Source organism: Paenibacillus sp. FSL W7-1287 (assembly GCF_038004245.1).
In the GTDB taxonomy this organism is placed as follows: Bacteria; Bacillota; Bacilli; order Paenibacillales; family Paenibacillaceae; genus Pristimantibacillus; species Pristimantibacillus camelliae.
In genome coordinates this window covers 3,206,468-3,226,546 of the sequence record NZ_JBBORD010000001.1, presented here as the reverse complement: position 1 = coordinate 3,226,546, position 20,079 = coordinate 3,206,468, and the positions used below count along the sequence as shown (strand labels likewise).

At 43.1% G+C, this 20,079-nt stretch carries 20 protein-coding genes; 8 read left to right on the top strand and 12 right to left on the bottom strand.

Annotated features, from left to right (window positions below; translation table 11 throughout):
- The first annotated feature begins 229 nt into the window (after positions 1-229).
- The 5 genes from NSQ99_RS14650 (at position 230) to NSQ99_RS14630 (ending at position 5,161) form a co-directional block, all read left to right on the top strand.
- Entirely contained in the window at positions 230-688 is a 459-nt protein-coding gene (locus NSQ99_RS14650; protein WP_340837444.1) for a chemotaxis protein CheX, read from the top strand.
- Positions 689-770: 82 nt separating this feature from the next.
- Positions 771-1,550 carry an SDR family NAD(P)-dependent oxidoreductase gene (locus NSQ99_RS14645; protein ID WP_340837442.1) on the top strand — a complete coding sequence of 260 codons (780 nt, stop codon included), beginning with the start codon at positions 771-773 and terminating at the stop codon, positions 1,548-1,550.
- 57 nt (positions 1,551-1,607) lie between these two features.
- Positions 1,608-3,056, top strand: a complete 1,449-nt coding sequence (locus NSQ99_RS14640; RefSeq protein ID WP_340837440.1) for a DEAD/DEAH box helicase — start codon at positions 1,608-1,610, stop codon at positions 3,054-3,056.
- A gap of 102 nt (positions 3,057-3,158) precedes the next feature.
- The gene (locus NSQ99_RS14635) at positions 3,159-3,914 is read left to right on the top strand and encodes an ABC transporter ATP-binding protein (protein WP_340837438.1); all 756 of its coding nucleotides are present in this window, start codon (positions 3,159-3,161) and stop codon (positions 3,912-3,914) included.
- Positions 3,914-5,161, top strand: a complete 1,248-nt coding sequence (locus NSQ99_RS14630) for an ABC transporter permease (RefSeq protein ID WP_340837436.1) — start codon at positions 3,914-3,916, stop codon at positions 5,159-5,161. Before NSQ99_RS14635 ends, NSQ99_RS14630 begins: the two co-directional genes overlap by 1 nt.
- 100 nt (positions 5,162-5,261) lie before the next feature.
- On the opposite strand, the gene NSQ99_RS14625 is transcribed toward NSQ99_RS14630, so the two are convergent.
- Positions 5,262-6,569, bottom strand: coding sequence for an aminotransferase class I/II-fold pyridoxal phosphate-dependent enzyme (locus NSQ99_RS14625; RefSeq protein ID WP_340837434.1), 1,308 nt, complete (start codon positions 6,567-6,569; stop codon positions 5,262-5,264).
- A gap of 271 nt (positions 6,570-6,840) precedes the next feature.
- On the opposite strand from NSQ99_RS14625, the gene NSQ99_RS14620 reads away from it, so the two are divergent.
- Positions 6,841-7,626, top strand: a complete 786-nt coding sequence (locus NSQ99_RS14620) for an AraC family transcriptional regulator (RefSeq protein ID WP_340837433.1) — start codon at positions 6,841-6,843, stop codon at positions 7,624-7,626.
- 109 nt (positions 7,627-7,735) lie between these two features.
- Here NSQ99_RS14620 and NSQ99_RS14615 read toward each other — a convergent pair whose 3' ends face one another.
- The 7 genes from NSQ99_RS14615 to NSQ99_RS14585 form a co-directional block, all read right to left on the bottom strand.
- A complete protein-coding gene (locus tag NSQ99_RS14615) occupies positions 7,736-8,533 on the bottom strand; it encodes a phosphatidylserine decarboxylase (protein WP_340837430.1) in 798 nt (265 codons plus the stop codon).
- A gap of 149 nt (positions 8,534-8,682) precedes the next feature.
- Entirely contained in the window at positions 8,683-9,786 is a 1,104-nt protein-coding gene (locus NSQ99_RS14610) for a YheC/YheD family endospore coat-associated protein (protein WP_340837428.1), read from the bottom strand.
- Positions 9,746-10,237 carry a GNAT family N-acetyltransferase gene (locus tag NSQ99_RS14605; protein ID WP_251666026.1) on the bottom strand — a complete coding sequence of 164 codons (492 nt, stop codon included), beginning with the start codon at positions 10,235-10,237 and terminating at the stop codon, positions 9,746-9,748. The genes NSQ99_RS14610 and NSQ99_RS14605 overlap by 41 nt, the downstream gene beginning before the upstream one ends.
- A gap of 94 nt (positions 10,238-10,331) precedes the next feature.
- Positions 10,332-11,465: a YheC/YheD family endospore coat-associated protein gene (locus NSQ99_RS14600; RefSeq protein ID WP_340837426.1), complete on the bottom strand. Its 1,134-nt coding sequence runs from the start codon at positions 11,463-11,465 to the stop codon at positions 10,332-10,334.
- Complete coding sequence (locus NSQ99_RS14595; RefSeq protein WP_340837422.1) at positions 11,465-12,838, bottom strand: YheC/YheD family endospore coat-associated protein; 1,374 nt, start codon at positions 12,836-12,838, stop codon at positions 11,465-11,467. The genes NSQ99_RS14600 and NSQ99_RS14595 overlap by 1 nt, the downstream gene beginning before the upstream one ends.
- A 62-nt stretch (positions 12,839-12,900) precedes the next feature.
- Positions 12,901-14,022, bottom strand: coding sequence for a YheC/YheD family endospore coat-associated protein (locus tag NSQ99_RS14590; protein WP_340837420.1), 1,122 nt, complete (start codon positions 14,020-14,022; stop codon positions 12,901-12,903).
- Positions 13,982-15,415, bottom strand: coding sequence for a YheC/YheD family endospore coat-associated protein (locus NSQ99_RS14585; RefSeq protein WP_340837418.1), 1,434 nt, complete (start codon positions 15,413-15,415; stop codon positions 13,982-13,984). The genes NSQ99_RS14590 and NSQ99_RS14585 overlap by 41 nt, the downstream gene beginning before the upstream one ends.
- A gap of 156 nt (positions 15,416-15,571) precedes the next feature.
- Here NSQ99_RS14585 and NSQ99_RS14580 point away from each other — a divergent pair, with 156 nt between their 5' ends.
- Together NSQ99_RS14580 and NSQ99_RS14575 are read left to right on the top strand one after the other, a co-directional pair.
- Positions 15,572-15,874 carry a hypothetical protein gene (locus tag NSQ99_RS14580; protein ID WP_251666021.1) on the top strand — a complete coding sequence of 101 codons (303 nt, stop codon included), beginning with the start codon at positions 15,572-15,574 and terminating at the stop codon, positions 15,872-15,874.
- A 191-nt stretch (positions 15,875-16,065) separates the two neighbouring features.
- Entirely contained in the window at positions 16,066-17,436 is a 1,371-nt protein-coding gene (locus NSQ99_RS14575; RefSeq protein ID WP_340837416.1) for a DRTGG domain-containing protein, read from the top strand.
- 289 nt (positions 17,437-17,725) lie between these two features.
- On the opposite strand, the gene NSQ99_RS14570 is transcribed toward NSQ99_RS14575, so the two are convergent.
- The 4 genes from NSQ99_RS14570 to NSQ99_RS14555 form a co-directional block, all read right to left on the bottom strand.
- Entirely contained in the window at positions 17,726-17,905 is a 180-nt protein-coding gene (locus tag NSQ99_RS14570) for a hypothetical protein (protein ID WP_340837414.1), read from the bottom strand.
- 843 nt (positions 17,906-18,748) lie between these two features.
- Positions 18,749-19,057: a YtpI family protein gene (locus NSQ99_RS14565; RefSeq protein ID WP_340837413.1), complete on the bottom strand. Its 309-nt coding sequence runs from the start codon at positions 19,055-19,057 to the stop codon at positions 18,749-18,751.
- An 81-nt stretch (positions 19,058-19,138) separates the two neighbouring features.
- Positions 19,139-19,651 (bottom strand): DUF3450 domain-containing protein, encoded by a 513-nt coding sequence (locus NSQ99_RS14560; protein ID WP_251666018.1) that lies wholly within the window; start codon positions 19,649-19,651, stop codon positions 19,139-19,141.
- Complete coding sequence (locus tag NSQ99_RS14555; RefSeq protein WP_251666017.1) at positions 19,651-19,980, bottom strand: YtrH family sporulation protein; 330 nt, start codon at positions 19,978-19,980, stop codon at positions 19,651-19,653. The genes NSQ99_RS14560 and NSQ99_RS14555 overlap by 1 nt, the downstream gene beginning before the upstream one ends.
- Between the last annotated feature and the right edge of the window lie 99 nt (positions 19,981-20,079).

The following is a 20,079-nucleotide window of genomic DNA, read 5'->3' as shown; positions in this document are numbered from 1 at the left end:
TACATTTAATACTATTTTCGGACTAATTCTTTTGTCATGACAACGACAGAAAAATTAGTCTTTTTTTATAGAAAAAACGGGGAAATTAGGTATTTAGTTCTTCATAAAGTCATGTCTGTACTGAAATAAAAAATCAATTCTCTTAAAATTTAGTATACTTGGCCTACATGATCGGTTATAATGATAGGTAAGGGCTTGGTCGTAGATCTAATAGAGGGGAGTAACGAAATTGAAGGCAGAATATATTAACCCGTTTTTGGAATCAGCTCAGTCCGTAATAGAGCAAGTCGTTCAAGTTCGTCCTTCAACAGGGGCGGTTTCGGTTAAAAATATTAAGTTCGTTGAGCGGTATATCTGGATACATATTGGTGTGAACGGACAGATGAACGGAGACATTATCTTTGGCCTGCAAGAGGATGTTGCACTGAAGATGATATCAGCAATGATGGGCGGTTACGCAATTTCAGAGCTTGACGAGATGGGGAAAAGCGCGATATCTGAGCTAAGCAATATGATTAGCGGTAATGCTAGTACAATATTGTACAATCAAGGAATGGCGGTTGATATTACTCCTCCTAGAATTGTTGAGATGGCACAGGCAGCCGGCTTTGAATCCTCAAAAGCATTAGCTGTTCCATTGATTATTGATGGAATTGGCGAATTAGATATTCAAGTGTTAGTTTCATAGTTAATAGCTCCTTTTAGGAGCTTTTTTTGTTTTTTTTTGCGTAAAATTAACGTATGAAGTACACTGTTGAAGGGTGATGCTGATGTTAAATAACAAAGTAATCGTTATTACTGGTGCTACGAGTGGTATTGGGGCATTGCTTGCAAGAGAGACAGCAAAGCTAGGGGCGAAGACGATCATTACGGGCAGAAACGAAGAACGATTGAAGCAAGTAGCGTCTGAGCTTGGTGAACATGGTGCCTATTTTGTAATGGATGTGAATGATGCTGATCAAATCATACAGACCTTTCATCATATTGTACATAGCTATGGAAAAGTTGATATTATTGTAAATAATGCAGGATATGGCTTGTTTGCTTCCATTGAGGAGCTTAGCTTAGAGATGTATGAGAAGATGATGGATACGAATTATATGGGAATCGTTCGATGTACGAAGCTAGTATTACCGTATATGGTGGAGGCTGGCAGTGGGCATATTGTTAATATTGCTTCACTTGCCGGACGTATTGGATCTGCCAAATCAACCTCTTACACTGCAACGAAGCATGCTGTACTTGGCTTTACCAATTCTCTGCGAATGGAGCTGCGAGCGCGTAAGCTGCCGATTGCCGTTTCTGCGGTAAATCCCGGGCCGATCCGGACACCTTTCTTTCAAAAGGCGGATCCTGAAGGGACGTATGCTAACAATATCAACTGGTTGATGATGGAGCCAGAATACGTCGTAAAAAAAATAATTAAGCTGCTACATACGAGGAGATCTGAGCTTAATTTGCCTTACATGGCAGGCTTTGGTCTTAAGCTGTACGGATTATTCCCGAGGCTAATTGATAAATTAGCTGGTGGCTGGTTAAATAAAAAATAAAATAGAGTGTCGCTCTACTTTGAAGGTTAGAGCTAAGGAAGGAAGAAGGAAGTTATTATGTCTAGTCATACATGGGCTGAGCTCGGAATAAACGAGAAGCTAATACATATTTTGAATGAGCAAGGGATAGAAAATCCAACGGAGGTGCAGCAATCAGCCATTCATTTGCTGCTTGCCGGTAAGGATATCGGTGTCAAATCACAGACGGGCAGTGGTAAGACGCTAGCATTTTTATTGCCTGTATTGCAGCGCATTGACGCATCGTCTAAGGCAATACAAGCAGTTATTCTAGCGCCTACTCAGGAGCTTGCTATGCAAATTGTAAGAGTAGCAGAAGTATATGCAGAGCCGCTTGGAATAAAAATTCAGCAGCTGATTGGTGGAGCTGCTGTTAAACGTCAGATCGAAAAGCTGAAGCAAAACCCGCAGCTTGTTGTTGGCACACCAGGTCGGATGAATGAGCTTGTGAAAAGTAAAAGGCTAAAGCTGCATGCTGTAAAATTTTTAGTCATTGATGAAGCTGACCAAACCTTTGATTTAGGTTCTCCTGCTGATATGGAGCATTTGCTGTTTAGCATGAACAAGCAGCGTCAAACGGCATTTTTCTCGGCTACCTATCCTGAAGTTATGGAACGTTACGAAGGAAGATGGATGAATAATCCTGAGCATATCGTAATCTCTCCAGCTGAAAAGGTGGCGAGCACAATTGAGCACTATTATATCGTATGTGATCAGCGCTCTAAGCTCGATTATGCTAGAAGGTTGCTGCGTACAATTGAGGCGAGCCCAGCACTGTTATTCGTCAATGATACGAATCAAATCTCAAACTGGGAGACGAAGCTGAGGTTCGAAGGCTTTAAGGTGGAAGCGTTGTATGGAGAAGCTGATAAACAACGTCGTGCATCTACACTGTCTGCTTTCCGTGAAGGCAAGCTAGAAGCGATACTGTCTACAGATGTGACAGCAAGAGGAATTGATATCGTAGATCTACCGCTCGTTATTCAGATCGAGCCTGCGATTGATGCTGATCATTATGTTCATCGTGCAGGTCGTACAGGGCGTATGGGGAAAAAGGGATTAGTTATCTCCATTATTACGCCTAAAGAAAAGTTTATTATAGATAAATTTATGAAGCAGCTTAATATTACAATCGAAGAACGGATGCTGTTTAAAGGTAAGCTGCTGAGTGAAGCACAAATTGCGGAGGCTACGCGTTATACACCATCCAGGTCTAGCGGCAGTGGAGCAGCAGCTTCTGGCACTGAAAAACCAACAAGGGCAAAAGCTGCGGCGTCAAGCTCAGCTAAACCAGCAACAAAATCCAAGGTTGCTTCCAGACAACAAGAGGTAAGCAATGCCGAGCTTCAGCATAAACCAAGTCGTGTGAAATCCGACAAAAACAATCAAGCTCCGACTCCTACAAAAAGCAAGAAGAAGAAAAATGAAGGCAAGAATAAAGGCGCACCAAAATGGCTGAAGCAAAAAAGACAGTCTGAAGAACAATAAATGATATCATTCCTAGAGGCTTCGTCCCCAAGATCGGTTTGGACAAGCCTCTTTTTGATAATGACTCAAAAATTCGTTAAACTGAAGATTAGAGGTGAGTGTATGAAAACGGTATTGCATGTAGAGCAATTAAGCGGAGGCTATAGTCCAAAGCGGGCGATCATTCATGATTTAAACATGGATATTAAAGAAGGCGAAATGATTGGTTTAATCGGTGTAAACGGCGCTGGAAAGAGCACAACCATAAAGCATATTTTAGGTTTAATGACGCCTCATCAGGGTGTGGTAACGATTAATGGCACAACCTTGGAGGAGGATGTTGAGCTATATCGCAGCAGCTACACCTATGTACCCGAAACACCAATATTGTTCGATGAGCTGACGGTCGAAGAACATTTAAGACTGACAGCCATGGCTTATGGTGTACCGCAGGAGCAATTTAGCCAGCGTGCAGAGCAATTACTGGAACGCTTCCATATGACGAAGAAACGCAAGGCTATCTCGGCGCATTTATCCAAAGGGATGAAGCAAAAGGTTATGATTATGAGCGCGCTTCTAGCCAAGCCATCCTTATTTATTATTGATGAGCCATTCCTTGGGCTTGATCCACTTGGTATAAGATCGTTACTTGAGGATCTTGTTGAGGTGAAGCAAGCGGGCTCCGCCATATTAATGAGCTCTCATATCTTATCGACGGTTGAGCATTATTGTGATCGTTTCATGATGCTCGATCAGGGTCGAATCGTTGCTCAAGGCACGCTACAGGACATGCTACAGCAAGCATCACAGCATTCGCAGCAGAACGTTACGACACTGGAGGATGCGTTCTATGCGATGTTAAATGGAGGAGAAGCCTAATGAAGGAACCGTCCGGCGTGATTCAACTATGGTTTGAGCGGAAGCAAAGCTTTACGAAGGAGATTATTCCTTACATCCGATATATGATGATGAGTGGCTTGCCCGTTTTTTTATCATTGTTTGGCATTTTATTTGTCTATCGGTATGTGAATCTGCTTAAGGATGTTCCGCCACAGTTTCCAATCGCTTGGATAGGTGCAATCGTATTGACACCACTGCTATGCTATAGCCCTCTGCGCACGTTTTTACGAGAGGCGGATGTAATTTATTTAATGCCAATGGAGCATAAGCTGTCAGGTTATTTAAAACAGTCGATGATTCGCTCCTTACGCAACAGCACGCTGCTGCTGCTCGCCGTATCGCTTGTTTTTTGGCCGCTATATCGGCAAGGTGAAGGCTATATCGGCATATGGTTTGCTGTTATTCTAGTAGTGCTGAAGGCCTTTAATGCTTATAGCGGATGGCAAGAGCGAAGGCTAATCTGGAACAATCAGCGCTTAATACTGCGTATCATTCGTTGGTTGCTCATGTTTGGCATTGTGCTGGCATGGCTAAAACAGGACTCATTCTCGTTTGTTTTAACTATCGTATACTCGGTATGTGCAGTTGCTTTACTTTATGCGTGCTATCGAATGATGCGAAAGACTTCATTTCCATGGAGACGTTTGATCGATGAGGAAAAGTTTACGATACGTAGACTGTATTCATTTTTTAACTGGTTCTCTGATGTACAGGCAGTGCCTCCCATCGTTAAAAAGCGTTACTATTTGGCTTGGCTTATTCGACTCGTTCCGTACCGCAAAGCTTCAACCTTTGTGTACCTGCATCTGATTACCTTTGTTCGTACAGAAATTGGGGGCATCTGTATTCGGCTCGTTATACTAGGGGGATTTGTGAATTATATGGTAGCAGATAGCTTGGGGTTGCAGGGCTGGGGTGCCGTACTAAGCTTGCTCTTTTTTAGTATGCTGGTTACCATTCAAAGCGGAACATTAAGAAGCGCTCATCGCCACGCAATATGGAAGGATATTTTTCCGCTATCTGTGACACTGCAGCAAAAACAGCTCGTGCACGTAGAGTGCCTGATTAACTATATTCTAATCTTTATATTGTGGCTGCCAACGTTCCCAATGTGGGGAGGGCATGCTTACCAGCTAATCGTCATGCTGGCCATTGTATTAATATTTCCGCTCATTCGTGCAATGCAGCTTCAGTCCGCACTGCGAAAGGCAGAGGAGCTCGACTAATTGTACATAGCTGGCAACAAGCGATTAAAGCTGAATCATTCATGCAAAAAGGGGATAGATGAGACAGTTGATTCTGTCACATCTATCCCCTTATTATCAATTAGGCTTGCTGGCTTACTTCTTGCACTGCTTTGTAGATCGAATCGAATAGCTCCTCAAGCTGATCAGTCTCGATACAAGAGAATGCAACGCGAAGATCTGTTTCACCAAGGGCGATCGTACCAATTCCATACTCGTCAAGCAAGTGCTTGCGAACAGCATCTGCTGAGACAGTGCTAAGCTTTAAGCACATAAAGTAGCCCGAGTTGAATGGGTAGTACTGAAGCGTATCGCCATAGCGTCCGCTATCCAGCAAATCTTTAACTGTGTTTGCACGCTTTTTCATAATTTCGAATTTCTCTGCTTTTTGCTGCTCGAATTGTGGCGATTTTAATGCATGCAGCACAAAGGTTTGAGAAGGATGCGGTCCACTGGAAATCGTAGAACGGATAACACCCATTGTTTTTTGCTCAAGTGCAGCGAGTGCTGCTTTTGAAGAAGAAGCATAAGTAATAAAGCCTACTCGAAAGCCCCAAACATACTCTTCCTTCGTAGCTCCATCAACCTTCACAGCAAGTACATTGTCATGCAGGTCTGCTAGCTTGCCGAATAATGATTCCTGCATGGAATCCTCAAAGAATAGACCGAAATAAGCATCATCCGTTACGGCAACGACTTTAATGCCTTCTTCTGCAGCTGCTTTAATGGCAGCTATGATCGCGTTTCCGTCCTGTACATCCGGTGTGTAGCCAGTAGGGTTGTTAGGGAAATTCAAGATGACAATCGCTTTACCATTATCCTTTTGTGCAAGTAACGCTTTCTTCAAGCCTTCGCTATTGAAGCGCAGCTCGTCGTTATACAAAGGGTATTCAACTATGTTGGCATTACGGCGAATGCCGAATGTCAATTCATAGTTTTCCCAGTTTTTGTCGGGTATAATAACCGCATCGCCATTGTCAGCAAACAAATCAGCTACGATGCTAAGACCATGCGTCAATGCATTCGTAACAATCGGATTACTGAACTCAGCTTTTATCGATGCCAATGAAGGGTTATCCTTCACCATTTTTTCTCGCCATGCACTACGCAGCTCAGGCTTCCCTGCAGGCGGGGCATATTCATATAGATCTTTTGGATGATAAGCGCTCAATGTATCCTGAATCACCTTTAGATGCATCGGCACGCCGTCCTCAGTAGCAATACCAATAGTCGCATTGTACTTATTTGCCTTTGCCTTCGCTTCCGCAGATTGGCTAAGAATACCTTCTTTAGGGAAATAGATTGCTTTCCCAAGACTAGACAACATGTTATAGACAGCAGGACTTTCTTGCTGCAGAGTCTCATTAAGTTGTTGAGCTAATGGGTTCATGGATTTCATTCCATCCTTCCGAAATCAATCATATTTATAGGTTAGTGCAGTCGCCCATAATTATATCATTAAACCGTCTGCCAGACCATTGTATGAAAAAAATATTTTAAGATTGTTAATTTGCAGTTTTTTTCTGTTGAACCTTTACTCAGATTAATTATAATAAAGTATATACAGATTTTCTTTTGCACAAATTGTATACTGTTTGTTAAGCTCAGTATGCATTATGACGCGGCAATGTAGATACTAATAGATATAGGAGGGGTCAGCGATGCTTGATATTTCGCCGGAGAAGTTAACGCTTAAGCCTGCTTTTGCTAAAATCGTGTGCGAACCAGGCTGGAGGTGGGCACGACGTGAAAAGCCGATGCCGAACTTTGATTTGTTCTATGTGTGGAGCGGGGAAGGCGAAGTCGAGGTGAATGGTGTACATCATGAAGTAGGCCCAGGAAGCTGTTTCCTATTCCGTCCAGGAGATTACACAAGTGCGACGCATAATCCTCAGAAGCCACTTGTTTTAACGTATATCCACTTTTCGACCGATGAGCCAGTAGAAGTTATTCCGAAACGTTATCGTTTATTGAAGGATACGGTGGATTTTGAATTTTTATTATCTCGTTATGTGCGATTGTTTCTTATCCAAACCTTTGCTGCGGAAGAAGAGGCGAAGCTTGTTTTAAAGCAAATCATGATTCATTTGCTTCGCGCGGACTTCCAGACACCAGTAGAGAAAAAAGCGAGCAATCAACTAACGGAAGCCATTCATGAGGTAGCAAACTTTATCCGCCAGAATCCAAGTGTAGCGCATCGTGTGGAGGATTTGGCGATGCGAGCCCAGCTGTCTCCACGCTATTTCTCCATGAAATTCCGTGAGGTGCTAGGCATGTCAGTACAAACCTACATGATCCGCACGCGCATTGATCGAGCACAATATTTGCTAACTCACGCAGGGATGAATGTTACTGAGGTTGCTGATGCACTTGGCTATCGTGATATATTTTTCTTTAGTCGTCAATTTAAGCAATATACTGGAAAAAACCCTTCAGAGATTAAATAACAAAAGCTGCATGCAGAATTGTACATTACAATCTGTTCATGCAGCTTTTGTCTTATGCTTATTTTGTTAGTTGTTGAAAAGTTTAGCAAGATTCAATAGGTGGTAAGTTTTACTGTAAATCAGCTCGCTTCAGCAAGCCTAGTCTTTGTCCCATACGAACCTTCGTATTAGGCTTAATAGCCTGGTCAACTTCAAATGTTCCAGTTTCCATCAAAAGTACAACGGTTGAACCGAAGGCAAAGTATGCAAGCTCTTCTCCGCGCTCAACGGTCTCTTTATGAGGATCGATATAAAATATACTGCTTACATTCATCGCTCCAACCTTAACTGCGGCTACAGTGCATTGCTCGGTCTTAATATATGTGATTAGTCGCTCATTGCGGCTCAGCACTGCCTTCATATGAGTTAGCCCAAAGTGGTTAACAGGATATACTTTGCCGGGAAGGTGTACTTTGCTTACGATGCTCCCAGCAGCAGGAGCATGAATTCTGTGATAATCTGTTGGACTTAAGTACAAAACAATATAATAGCCGTGCTCATAGCTTTTACATTGCTTTTCATCGGCAAGCAGCTCTGAGATTGAATAGTCTTGTCCTTTTACATTAAGCAGTAATCCTTTTTCAATTGGTCCGCAGCTCGTAATGAGCGCATCTACAGGAGATATGAGTGCTGATTGCTCTTGATCAATACTTCGCATACCATTCTTTAGTCGTCGTGTGAAAAATTCATTGAGCGTACGGTACTGATCAATTGGTTTTTCTGCTTCGTCGATATTGATTCCGTATGTACGGGCGAACATTGGGATTAGGTATCTGCTTAATCGTGATTCCGCAAAGGCGCCTGTCAGTTTTGAGATCCATTTACGAGAAGTGAGCTCGGTCATGGAGCGCAGCAGCCAAATTTTCATAGAAACATCCCTTCTAACGCTTTCATTCTTGAACTAAGTCTGCCATAATTACTCGTTAATTTCAATGTAAATTAGCCAGCATAGTTGCTGCACTTAAGTTAGTAAAAGCTAATTAAGAGCAAGCATCAACTGTGCTGGCAGCAAACGTATTACTGATTGAGTCGGTATAGATACTCATACTTTGCATATTCTAGTGGGCGTCTTATGGAATCGTAGTAACGCTCTAGCTCACCGATTTCGCGGAAAACTTCGCGTGAAGGCTTCGGATTAAGCTCGATGATCCAGATATTGCCATCACGATCGATAGCTAAATCAATTGCGAGCTCACACAACTGATATCCCTCGCCTTCCAAAAAGGAAGCAAGCTCTATCGCAAGTGTGTTGATTTCTTCCTGTACTCGGCTTAGATCTACCTCTACATTAACGAAGCTCTGCATAAGCCTAGTCATTGCCACAGCAGATCCACCGCCGTGCAGGTTAGCTGTAATGCTGCGAGCTGCTCCAATTCGACCTGCACCACCTGTAACCATCCAGCTGCCATTCCCATCCTTCTGTACGAGAATTCGATAGTCATGCACTCTACCGTTACTTAGCGTCAGTGGAATTCCTTCTTGCACAAGATAGGACGTAGCGGTTACATTCCATTTATTTATAAAGTCCTTCAACGTAATAATCGAAATTGTTCGTGGCGAGATAATACGCCGGTTATGATCACGACCTTGAACTTTTACGTTATTTCTAGTATGTCGTTCGATTCTTAGAATTCCCCGACCACCAGTTCCATTCACAGGCTTTACATAAACGACATTGTACTTCTTAAGCATTTGAGTAAGATCACTATTATTTTCATATTTAATGGTGTGAGGTAAGTATTTCTTAATAAAGGGTGAAGTTAATAGCTTTTGATGCATCGTCCATTTATTACCGAGAGGGCGGTTCAAATAGTGAAGGTTAGAGAAATTGCTTTTGAAAACACGTAGTTCTTTCATTCGATGACTTTTTTGGATACGACAGCGATCAAATATTAGATTGGGAATAGCTACCCACTGTCGAATCCATTTCATATTCTTTAGATCATAGATATGAGCTTTTACTTTTTTTCGTTTGGTAAGCACGTCTGAGGGCGTGAATACAATCACTTGAATATCGAGCTTGTCGCCTTCTATTGTCATTTGCTCATAAATTCTACGCTCCTCCAGTAAACCAGCATCATTAAGATACAGGGTTAGAATTCCTAATATTAGGCGAGGCATTCATGAATCTCCTTTCAAACCGAAGGGTAGATTTACCAGTAGGCCCCTTGAACATTGCAACAGCATGCAGCTCATTGTTGAAGCATAGCGCAAGGCTAGCTACATTATCAATTGCAACCTGGCACGAAAATGAAGGAAGAGATTGAATTAATGCCTCCATCAACTTGCTGCCAATTCCTCGCCGTCTTGCATCGGGATGAACGACGACGATACAGTGCCCGCTTCCATCTGCTATTGCATATGCAACGCCAAGTAGAGCTCCTTGTTCGGTGTAGGTAACAATGGAAGCAGGTGGAAGATGCTCCACCTGCACATTTAATTGCTCATTGGATAATGCTCGCAAGCTATGAAGCGAGGCAAGAGTAATTTTTTTCTCTCCGTAGCGCGTAATAAAATTAAGAATCCTAGCTCTATGCTTTTTCCAGGATTGAGACGTATGGTGACGAAGCATTATACATTGACCTCCTACAAACTTTTTGTAAGATCATTGGTCAGCTTCTCAGTGACAAAGATAATCTCGGAAGCATCCCTCTAACAACGCAAGATTAGTTCTCAAGCAAGTATTGACTGTATTGAAAAATACGCTGCAGTGATTTTTGGCGAATATGTGGCTCATCAAATTTCATTGGCTTAGAATTTGCTTCAAAAAACCATACATCTCCGCTCGTATCAACACCGATATCCATGGACATTTCACCTAGACGATGCTTCGAATGCTTTTCGATTTGTGAAGCGATGGTTACTGCAGCCATAGATACCTTCTCTACAATATTATGTGATTCATTCGTATTGAATGCGTATGCGAGTAATTTAGATGGTTCATCAATTCTTCCACCGCGAGGAACATGAGTCGTAATGCTAGTGCTTCCTGCGACACGAGCTCCGAGTCCAGTCATCTCCCACTGCCCATGTATATTTTTTTGGATGAGCACGCGTAGATCAAATTTCCGGTTGCGGTAGGTAGCTAGATCGATTCCTTGCTGTACGATGTAAGGCGTCTTCTCCATTTGAAGAAGTAACCTAGACCATAGCTTATTGAAGTTGACACAGTTATAGGAAGTCGAGCTCGTTTTTTCTTGGATATTCAAACGATATGGTAGTGTGCTATCAGGCTTATGGGATATCATCATAATCCCTTTTCCAGCTTTGCCGCTTTCTGGCTTCAGATACAGAAATGAATGCTTACTCAGCATTTTCTCTAGCGTGCCCGGTCCAGAAAATCTCCTAGTATGAGGAAGATATTTTTTCGCTGGAGCAGAAGCCTTAAGCCACTTAAACAGCTCCCATTTGTTAAAAAAATAAGGGTTGAAAATCGTAATCCGCGGGTCTTTTTTACAAGCTCTTAGCTTATGCTTTACATAGCTTCTGCGCTCAATTTCACGATTAGGGATGCGATTGTAAATGATATTGGGAAACGGCATGAGCCGCTGTACCCATCTATTGTTGGCGTGCTGGTATACAAATCCCCGCTGTCTTGATCCTTGCAGCGATAAACGTTCAACTGGCAAAACATAAACGATAAATCCCATCTGAGTCCCCGTATTGATAAGGTCAATAAAGTTCCTACGATTTCCTCTTATTTGACCATTATGATCAGAGGATGTGAGTATCGCAAATACTTTGTCTTGTTGCTGCGGACTGTATACGAATGCTGCTGGAGTATCAAGGGCGGTTTCCATTATGCACCACCTCCCTGAAAGCGGCTAAGGTAGAGGCAGTGGTCCAAAATATAGTTTAAAGATTGCTTGCCTTCTCTCTTTAAATCGGGATGCTTGAAGATGGAGCGGCCAGGCTTTGCATTTGCTTCGAACATCCACACTTTCCCTTTCTTATCAATGCCAATATCTAATCCAAGCTCACCGATTCTATGCGGATAGTTTCGCTCAATGGCTTCAGACAGCTTTATTGCCACAGTCTTCGCTCGTTCTAATATTCTGTCAGAGCGTTGACCAAACGTCTGCTTTAACGCTTGTTCAGGCGTAAGAAGTGTACCTCCGTTTTTCATATGTGTCGTAACACTGCCGCGTCCTGCTTTTTTTGCACCAATTCCAACAGGCTTCCACTGATTATTGCCATCCTTATGCATATGGAAGCGGAAATCAACAGGGCATTTGTCGATTTCAATTAATCGAATCCCTTGCTGTGCAACATAATTTTTTAGCTCTGCACCGTGCTTGAGCAATAAACTACCGTACATTTTATCGAAGGTAGCGAACTTCAGCAGGGTGTTCGAATCATTTTTTCTATAGCGAACAAAGTAGCCTTTTTCCGGACGGTACGTAATACGATAAATTCCATAGCCGAGACTGCCAGTGCCAGGTTTAAAGTAGATGAATGAATGCTTATGAAGCAGCTCCCGCATCGTTACCGGAGATGGATTATTTACGGATTCAGGCAAATGAGCTAATGCTTCCAAATCATTGCCAAGCAGCTCATACACATCCGCTTTGTTAAGAAAGCTCCAGTTGAAGATCGGAATTCCTTCATTCACGAGTCTTTCACGAAGCTGTGTCATTTCTTCTCCGATTTCTAGTCTGCGATTAGGTAAACGGTTATAAATGACATCAGGAAAGGCTACCTTTTTTCTAAACCAACTGCCGTGTGCATTAAGAAAATACCCATTAATTGACTTATCTTGCCAATCGATATCATAAGGGGTGAAGCCAAAGGTGTAAGCTTTGTTATGTCCCGCCTTAATGACCTGCTTCACGAAGTTAGAGCGCGAGGTAAAGGGAGGTGATTCCCCCGGCTTTAAGCTGTCCGTTAATATACCTACTAATGGACCGAGCTGAATATCATTGCCGCCATGCTGGAGAACATGTATGACACCGCTGGATGGTACTTTTATCTTCTTGCGAACATCGGTGGATAAAAAAAGATGACGACCAGAGCGGGTTAAAGGTTTTACTATCGCTTTTATTTGTTCTTGCCCAAGGCGTATAAGAAGCGGCTTAGACGAATTCAGATTTAGCTCCTGGATGAGTGGTCTTGATACATAAACAACCTGATCAGGTTGCTGTGAAAAGTGTATGTTGCACGTAATAAGACTCATCGAAGTACCTCCTGATAATTTGGGAGCAGCAGCTTATGAGCAGCTGCTCTGTTACTTTTATGCTATATTACTATTTGATTAGCTGTTACTCGCTGCTGTAAGTGCTTAGCATATTGCAGTGGACGTTCATTCTCGAGGTTATTGTTCACGCCAGAAAATGCTTGACGTCCCGGCTTGCTATTACACTCTAATAACCATATGCTTCCTTGTGGAGTTATACCGAAGTCAAGTGCTAGTTCCCCAAATCTTCCAAAATGACTTTCAATGGCAGAAACAGTTTGCCCACTTATCATATGGATTTTATTAAGCAAACGTTCTGCTTTGTAGTCGCCCATTTTTGCTGCGAGCAGCGGAAAAGGCTCACTTGCTTCTCCTCCACCATGGATGTTAGATGTTAGTCCATTAGAAAAGCCGACTCTTGCCATACTTCCTGTTAGCTGCCATACTCCAGCAGCGTCCTTTTGCATCAGCACTCGAATATCAAAGGGCTTTTGATCCTCCGTCCGTAGCACCAAATATGGTTGAATCAAATACGTCAGCTCTTTTTTGAATCGGTATAGCCATTTTAATGCGTTCAGTTCATTGCTAAAGCAGGCATCTACCCGTTCATTGCGGAGGTTTCGACCACGAATGACATATTGCATCGTTGTACGATCATGCGTAATGTGCAGTACGCCCTTGCCATGCATCCCAGCTGCTGGCTTGACGACAACACCATCAGTATAGATCGAGAGCCATCTTGGAACGATAGACAACTTAGAAAGCTGCTCCGTATGTGGTAAATATGGAATTAACTCTTCAACCGTGCGCAATGCTTCGTATACCATTAGCTTGCTCGGCAGATTATTGTTGAAAAGCTTGTAATTTTTTTTTCGTTTTATTGCGTCGAGCGTATCTTCACAGGCTTGGCGCTGCCTAGCATTCGTAAAAAAACAACGATCATATACAATATCCGGAAGCTGCACGATTTCTCTACGCCATACATTGCCGTAGAGGCGAAAGCCATATAAGCCTTGCTCTGTCCATTCTGAAGGTGAAAAAATGTATAAATCTATTTTATGCTTAGCTGCCGAGCGAGCCAGTTCCTTATAAAAAATAGGCTCTGGCATCACGATATGGACACCCTCAACCTGATTCTGCACATCAATCTTTGCGACGATTACGCCTAGATTTAACTTTTCCATGAGAATGTCTCCTTTCCCGGAAGCCTGATAAATGATTCGCATAGGCAACCAGCATACGCACAGATGGTCGTATTTTTTTGCTTAATGAGGATCGATTCACTTTTGATGGCTTTGAATTGACCTCAATTAGCCATATATCCCCTTGTACATCGACAGCCAAATCTACACCAAACTCAGCAAAATGCCCATCTACTCTCTCATCAAGTGCGTTAGCAATCGTCAAGGCTATCGCTTTTAATGAATGCTTTATCGTATCGTAACTAATATGCTTATCTAGATTTGTATGGGGTAACGTATTCAAGACTGAATCGATGGATCCGCCTCTCGCAAGATTGGCTACAAAATTATCATTGCCTGCTGTTCTTGCAACGACGGAGGTTATGCTCCACTGACCTTGACCATTTTTTTGAACAAGTGCACGAAAATCAACAGGTCTTCGTCCCTGTTGAATAAGAGACAAGCCCTGCTGAATTTGATATTTTCGTTTTGCAAGCTGTGGCTTTAAGGCCAGATATAGTCGCTTGAGTGAAGTGAAGTTGCTAGCTTTTTGTGTAGTTGTGACTGCTCGTTCCAAGCTGTAAGTGCTGTTGGGTTGGGCAGTAATTCGAATAATTCCCCGTCCTAAGCTGCCTTGAATCGGCTTAACGTAAGCAACACGGTGCTCATTAATAAATTTCTCCAGTTGCTCATAGCTCGTTAGCAGCTCTGATTCAGGCAAATATTGTTTTACTGCTTCGTGATCAGCAAGGATATCAAACACTTCATGCTTATCAAGAAAACGTTCGTTAAAAATTGAAATATCATAATAACGAGAAGTTTCATTTATCAACTTTTGAACTTGAAGCTGACCTTCAGCCTTTCTGTTCGGTAAACGATTGTAAATGACTTCAGGTAGCGGGAGTATTAGCTTTCTCCATTCCTCATCGAATGTCCAGCCAGACATCACTGTCCCGTACGTTGTTATTGCTTGAGGAGTGAAAAAATAAACGAATGCCCCGTTTTTTACACAAGCTTCGACGAGTTCAAGACAGAAAGCGCTAATGTTACCGAATGGCTGCTCAAGATTATCTGTAGTTTCCTTATTGATCATAACTGCGATCAATGGACCAAGTTTTAGTGTCGTCTGCTGTTCTTGATAGCTTAGTGCGAGCTTTAGTTCCTTGTTTATCTGAGGGATCGATAGCAGCTGGGCCAATCTTGAGTGCATAGATAAGCCTTGCTTTTTATGATCAGGAAGTACATGAACGGATTGCTTGGCAACGCCAAACTGAAGGCTGATATGCTGTGCCCTAGGTATCCCTTGCTGCTTCATCAGCTCTTCACTAATGACGATCGTGTCAGGTGAGAGTGAGTCAACTACATGAATAGGTACAATCGTTTTGGATTTCAGCATACATGAGCTCCTTTCGGACTAGCTCCGTGTTCAAGAGCTTGAATGCTGTATCATATGAAGACTTCGCATCGTTGGTGATACGCAGTAGACATATCTCATACGCCCCATGCATATGTATAACTAAAATTAAACTTGTACGAATGGGGGATGAATGGGATGAAACGTAAAATACTGCCGTTCATTAATTTGGGACTAGCTGTCGTGATGTTATTTTTCGCCTTACCGAAACTAGGTGCAGCCGCTGAACCATTAGGAAATGCATTCTGGATAGCATGGACTGCTCTGGCTGGATTAGCGATTGCAGCAAATGGCAATACCATTTTAATGAGTGAAGAAAAGCGTGAGCGCTTGCTTGCGATTAAACGTCACCGTGCATTGCGATTCGAACGAAAGCTCGCAGCTCTAGGATCAAAAGCAACAGCACGCAAAAAAAAGGAAAGAGTTAACGAATCAGCGTAGTATCGGAAAGCATGTTAATACACTTATATGCAGTCTTGGGGATGTCCAAAAAGTCGAAGCTATCACTTTTCGGATTTCCCTTTTTGTGTTGTGATCACGTAAACTATAATTATCCTTGCTATAATGATCATAAAGCTTGTTTCGCGCGCTACGTTCTTATAAGGAGCTCGCGAGGAGAAAGGGGATATGGAATGCCAACAGATCATGAATTTACATCATCTGCTTCTGAGGAAACCATGACGAAGCATGAAATGATCATTCAATATATACAACAATTAGCGATTGGGACGCGTATCTCTGTACGAGCGGTTGCGAAAGAGCTGAATGTAAGCGAAGGGACCGTATATAAAGCCTTTAAGGATGCAGAGACCGCAGGGCTTGTGTCAACCAAAGAAAGGATCGGCACAGTTCGTATCGATCGCAAGCGAAGAGAAGCGCTAGGTCAGCTTACGTTTCGTGAAGTAGCAGAAATCGTTGATGGTCGATTGCATGGGGGTTTATTAGGCATCGAGAAGACGCTGCAGAAGTTTGTCATCGGTGCAATGGAGCTGGAGGCTATGCTGCGCTATATCGGTCAATCCTCTTTGTTAATCGTCGGTAACCGTACAAATGTACATCGCAAAGCACTCGAGCAAGGAGCAGGCATACTGATTACCGGAGGATTTGAACCTGAGCGTGAAGTCATAGAGCTGGCGAATGAACTGCAGCTACCCGTGCTCTCAACACGCCACGATACGTTTACTGTCGCTTCTATGATTAACCGAGCGATGTATGATCGTTTAATACGTCGAAAAATTATACTGCTCGAGGATATCGTAACCTTTACTAAACCGGCCGATGTCATGAATGTCGGACAAACAGTTGCTGAATATCATGCGTTGTTCAGAGAGACTGGCTCAGCCCGATTCCCGGTGCTAGACGAGCGGGGGAGAGTGGTGGGCATGATGACAGCAAAGGATGCGGCTGCAGCAGCAAATGATCATATCGGCGTAGATAAAGTGATGAGTAAGCACCCGATTACAGCCGCACCTAATATCACCGTAACATCGGCCGTTCATACGATGGCACTGGAAGGGATAGATCTGCTGCCAATCGTCGATCGTCATCGTAAGCTATTGGCTGTAGTCACCCGTCAAGAGGTGCTAGATGCGATGCGCTTTGCTGGAAAGCAGCCTGAAAGTGGAGAAACATTTGAGCAGCTCATATGGACAGGCTTTGTCCTTCAATCAGAGGTTGTGCCAGAAGACGCGAGTGTGATCTATACCGGGAAGATTACGCCTCAAATGTCCGGTGCGCTTGGTATGGCGTCGGAAAGCATGCTCAGCACGCTCATGGCGCAAGCTGCACGCAATATGATTCGTGAAACGAGTAAGCGAGATTTTCTGCTAGACAATATCAACACTTATTTTCTACATCCGATACCTATTGAAAGTGAAGTTTCTATTGTCACCAAGCCGCTCGAGCTTAGTCGCATGGTCACTAAAATCGAAATTGCCATCTATGATAATGGGAGGTTGGCGGGGAAGGCTATCCTAGCAGCACAAATGATCGACCCTTATTAAGAGGAAGTCCAAAACTTCCGACTTTGATGACGATGCTGTTTCTTTGTAGAGGATTCGGCGTCGAATATGGAGCGCTAGCGAATACTCTGTTGCTCACGTACCTAAACCGTACGCTACGCTACTCGTATTCTACTAGCGCTCCATCTTCTTGGTCCTGAAAGCCGAAAGTTTTGAACCCTTATTAGAAGGGAAGCTCAATAAGCTCGAATTTGATTACGAAGTTAAGCGTTGTAGTGGATTCGGCGTCGAATATGGCGCACTACCGAAAACTACGGTGCTCACGTACCAATTACTGTACGCTGCGCTCCTCGTTTTCTAGTATCGTCCAAGCTTCTTGGTCCTGAAAGCCGAGCTTTTTAACCCTTATTGAAAGAGGAAGGTTAAAAAGCACGACTTTGATGACGATGCAGATGCGTTGTAGTGGATTCGGCGTCGAATATGGAGCGCTAGCGAAAACTCTGTTGCTCACGTACCAAAAACGTACGCTGCGCAACTCGTTTTCTACTAGCGATCCATCTTCTCGGTCCTGAAAGCCGAGCCTTTTAACCCTTATTGGAAGAGGAAGGTTAAAAAGCACGCCTTTGATGACGATGCAGATGCGTTGTAGTGGATTCGGCGTCGAATATGGCGCACTACCGAAAACTACGGTGCTCACGTACTAATTACCGTACGCTGCGCTCCTCGTTTTCTAGTAGCTCACCATCTTCTTGGTACTGAAATCCAAGCTTATTGAGCCTTTATTGAAAGAGGAAGGTTAAAAAGCACGACTTTGATGACGATGCTGTTTCGTGGCAGGTTACTCGACGTCGAATCTTGAACGCTAGCGAAAACTCTGATGCTCACGTACCAAAACCGTACGCTGCGCTACTCGTATTATACTAGCGCTCCATCTTCTTGGTCCTGAAAGCCGAAAGTTTTGAACCCCTATTGGAAGAGGTAGCTCAAAATTTCCGCCTTTGATGATGATGTTTTGCGTTGTAGCGGGTTCTACGTTGAATAAGCTGCAAGATGACCCCAGCGGAGCTCGATGTCTCGTGAGCGACCCTCATTCCGCAGGAATGTTCGAGCGAGGGAGACATTCGAGTGGAGCGCTGTCCAGCAATAGACTCACAAGGCACGCTCAAGCAGGAACTTCCAGGATTAAGCTTAAGCTCTGAAAAAGGCCCCAGTGAAGCATAATAGCCTCCAGCGCGACCCTCATTCCGTAGGAATGTTCGAGCGATGGAGGCTATTGTGCGTAACGCTGAATGTTCGAGCGCTGGAGGCTATTATGCGTAACGCTACATCTGATGCAGACGATCCCTTGAACAACTTACGACTGTGTATGCTGTTCCTTATTGCGGTAGAAGCTGTAGTTGCGTAAGCCTGCGAATAGATTGAATAGTCCAAGAAGCAAGAAGATTGCTCCAAGGATGATGCGGAGTGTTGATTCGTTAGAGTTCAGTAGCTGAACAGCAGAGATAAAGACTAGCATCGCACCCATGCTAATGTTAAGCTTGCCACCGATTATTCCTTTTTTTACAGGCTCTTTCATTTGTCTTGAGCGCACACTGTAAAAAATAGAAAACAGCAAACTAATAAAAATAAATACAGCCAGCACTGTAAAGATAAAACTTTCCATTGATATGTACCCTCACTTTTTCCATATGCTGCATCATATTGTAGCATAGATAAAAGACCAATTCCTATAGTGATCTTTGCATTAAGAAGGCGGTGGGGCATATTTTCGAACACTCATCCATACCTGCAACGTATTGTCGACCAGCAAGACGGTCTTAAGCTCAATCGTATAATCGTGATTTAAGATGTCGCGATATACTTTTTTCTCAAGTATTTTTCGAGCAAATTGTGCGTTAGAATCAATATCATATATACTTTGTCCAATTAATATAGACAGATCCTCTCTTACTAGCTTTATAAGCTCACTTTGTGCCATAGCATCTAGCTTTGGTCTTGCGGAATCATTACTCTCTTCTTCAATTCTGAGCTTCAAGCTTTTTATTACGGTGTGCTGTGATTTGTATTGAGATAGATTGTGAATATCCTGCTCATATTGAATCAGCTTAGCCTGTAATTCCATTCGGTCATCGTAATAAGCTTCGAATTGCACGATATGTAGTGAGTTCAGCACAACGGCACCAACAATAGCTCCAGTAATAAATGCTCCTGACATTCCTAGCAAATGAATGAAGCGTTCAAAGGGAGGCAGTCGCATTATGCCACCGCTCCCTTACACAGGAGCTTGATTAGCTCCGTTGCGGTATGTGCCCCAAGGAAAGCAAAAATAATAAAGCATACCTGCTGAATTGCAGGAGAGATAAGACCTGCACTAATATTGCTTTCTATTACGCGCACAGGATCAATGGACCCGCCAATTGCTGCGACGATTGCCCATATTTTTAATCGTACAGCTGTGTCCAATATGACAGTTGCAGGAGGCATTAGCATAAACACTGCGCCTACCCCTGCAATAAGTGAACCTCCGAGTACCACACCAAATGCTATAAAAAAATCAAGCCCCGCCTTGGATAAAAACTCGTTCATGTACATCCCTCCCAAAGTAGACAAACCTTATGTTTCATTGTATGGGCGTGTCCATACGGAATATGATAAAATAATAGGAATAATATCTGCTTGTAGACA

What these genes read in the sequence shown, in the direction of transcription:
- NSQ99_RS14630 (WP_340837436.1), top strand. Translation starts at nt 3,914, where the DNA reads ATGAAGGAACCGTCCGGCGTGATTCAACTATGGTTTGAGCGGAAGCAA.
- NSQ99_RS14625 (WP_340837434.1), bottom strand. Translation starts at nt 6,569, where the DNA reads ATGAACCCATTAGCTCAACAACTTAATGAGACTCTGCAGCAAGAAAGT.
- NSQ99_RS14635 (WP_340837438.1), top strand. Translation starts at nt 3,159, where the DNA reads ATGAAAACGGTATTGCATGTAGAGCAATTAAGCGGAGGCTATAGTCCA.
- NSQ99_RS14560 (WP_251666018.1), bottom strand. Translation starts at nt 19,651, where the DNA reads ATGCGACTGCCTCCCTTTGAACGCTTCATTCATTTGCTAGGAATGTCA.
- NSQ99_RS14595 (WP_340837422.1), bottom strand. Translation starts at nt 12,838, where the DNA reads ATGAGTCTTATTACGTGCAACATACACTTTTCACAGCAACCTGATCAG.
- NSQ99_RS14640 (WP_340837440.1), top strand. Translation starts at nt 1,608, where the DNA reads ATGTCTAGTCATACATGGGCTGAGCTCGGAATAAACGAGAAGCTAATA.
- NSQ99_RS14600 (WP_340837426.1), bottom strand. Translation starts at nt 11,465, where the DNA reads ATGGAAACCGCCCTTGATACTCCAGCAGCATTCGTATACAGTCCGCAG.
- NSQ99_RS14620 (WP_340837433.1), top strand. Translation starts at nt 6,841, where the DNA reads ATGCTTGATATTTCGCCGGAGAAGTTAACGCTTAAGCCTGCTTTTGCT.
- NSQ99_RS14605 (WP_251666026.1), bottom strand. Translation starts at nt 10,237, where the DNA reads ATGCTTCGTCACCATACGTCTCAATCCTGGAAAAAGCATAGAGCTAGG.
- NSQ99_RS14565 (WP_340837413.1), bottom strand. Translation starts at nt 19,057, where the DNA reads ATGGAAAGTTTTATCTTTACAGTGCTGGCTGTATTTATTTTTATTAGT.
- NSQ99_RS14555 (WP_251666017.1), bottom strand. Translation starts at nt 19,980, where the DNA reads ATGAACGAGTTTTTATCCAAGGCGGGGCTTGATTTTTTTATAGCATTT.
- NSQ99_RS14615 (WP_340837430.1), bottom strand. Translation starts at nt 8,533, where the DNA reads ATGAAAATTTGGCTGCTGCGCTCCATGACCGAGCTCACTTCTCGTAAA.
- NSQ99_RS14610 (WP_340837428.1), bottom strand. Translation starts at nt 9,786, where the DNA reads ATGCCTCGCCTAATATTAGGAATTCTAACCCTGTATCTTAATGATGCT.
- NSQ99_RS14580 (WP_251666021.1), top strand. Translation starts at nt 15,572, where the DNA reads ATGAAACGTAAAATACTGCCGTTCATTAATTTGGGACTAGCTGTCGTG.
- NSQ99_RS14590 (WP_340837420.1), bottom strand. Translation starts at nt 14,022, where the DNA reads ATGGAAAAGTTAAATCTAGGCGTAATCGTCGCAAAGATTGATGTGCAG.
- NSQ99_RS14645 (WP_340837442.1), top strand. Translation starts at nt 771, where the DNA reads ATGTTAAATAACAAAGTAATCGTTATTACTGGTGCTACGAGTGGTATT.
- NSQ99_RS14585 (WP_340837418.1), bottom strand. Translation starts at nt 15,415, where the DNA reads ATGCTGAAATCCAAAACGATTGTACCTATTCATGTAGTTGACTCACTC.
- NSQ99_RS14575 (WP_340837416.1), top strand. Translation starts at nt 16,066, where the DNA reads ATGCCAACAGATCATGAATTTACATCATCTGCTTCTGAGGAAACCATG.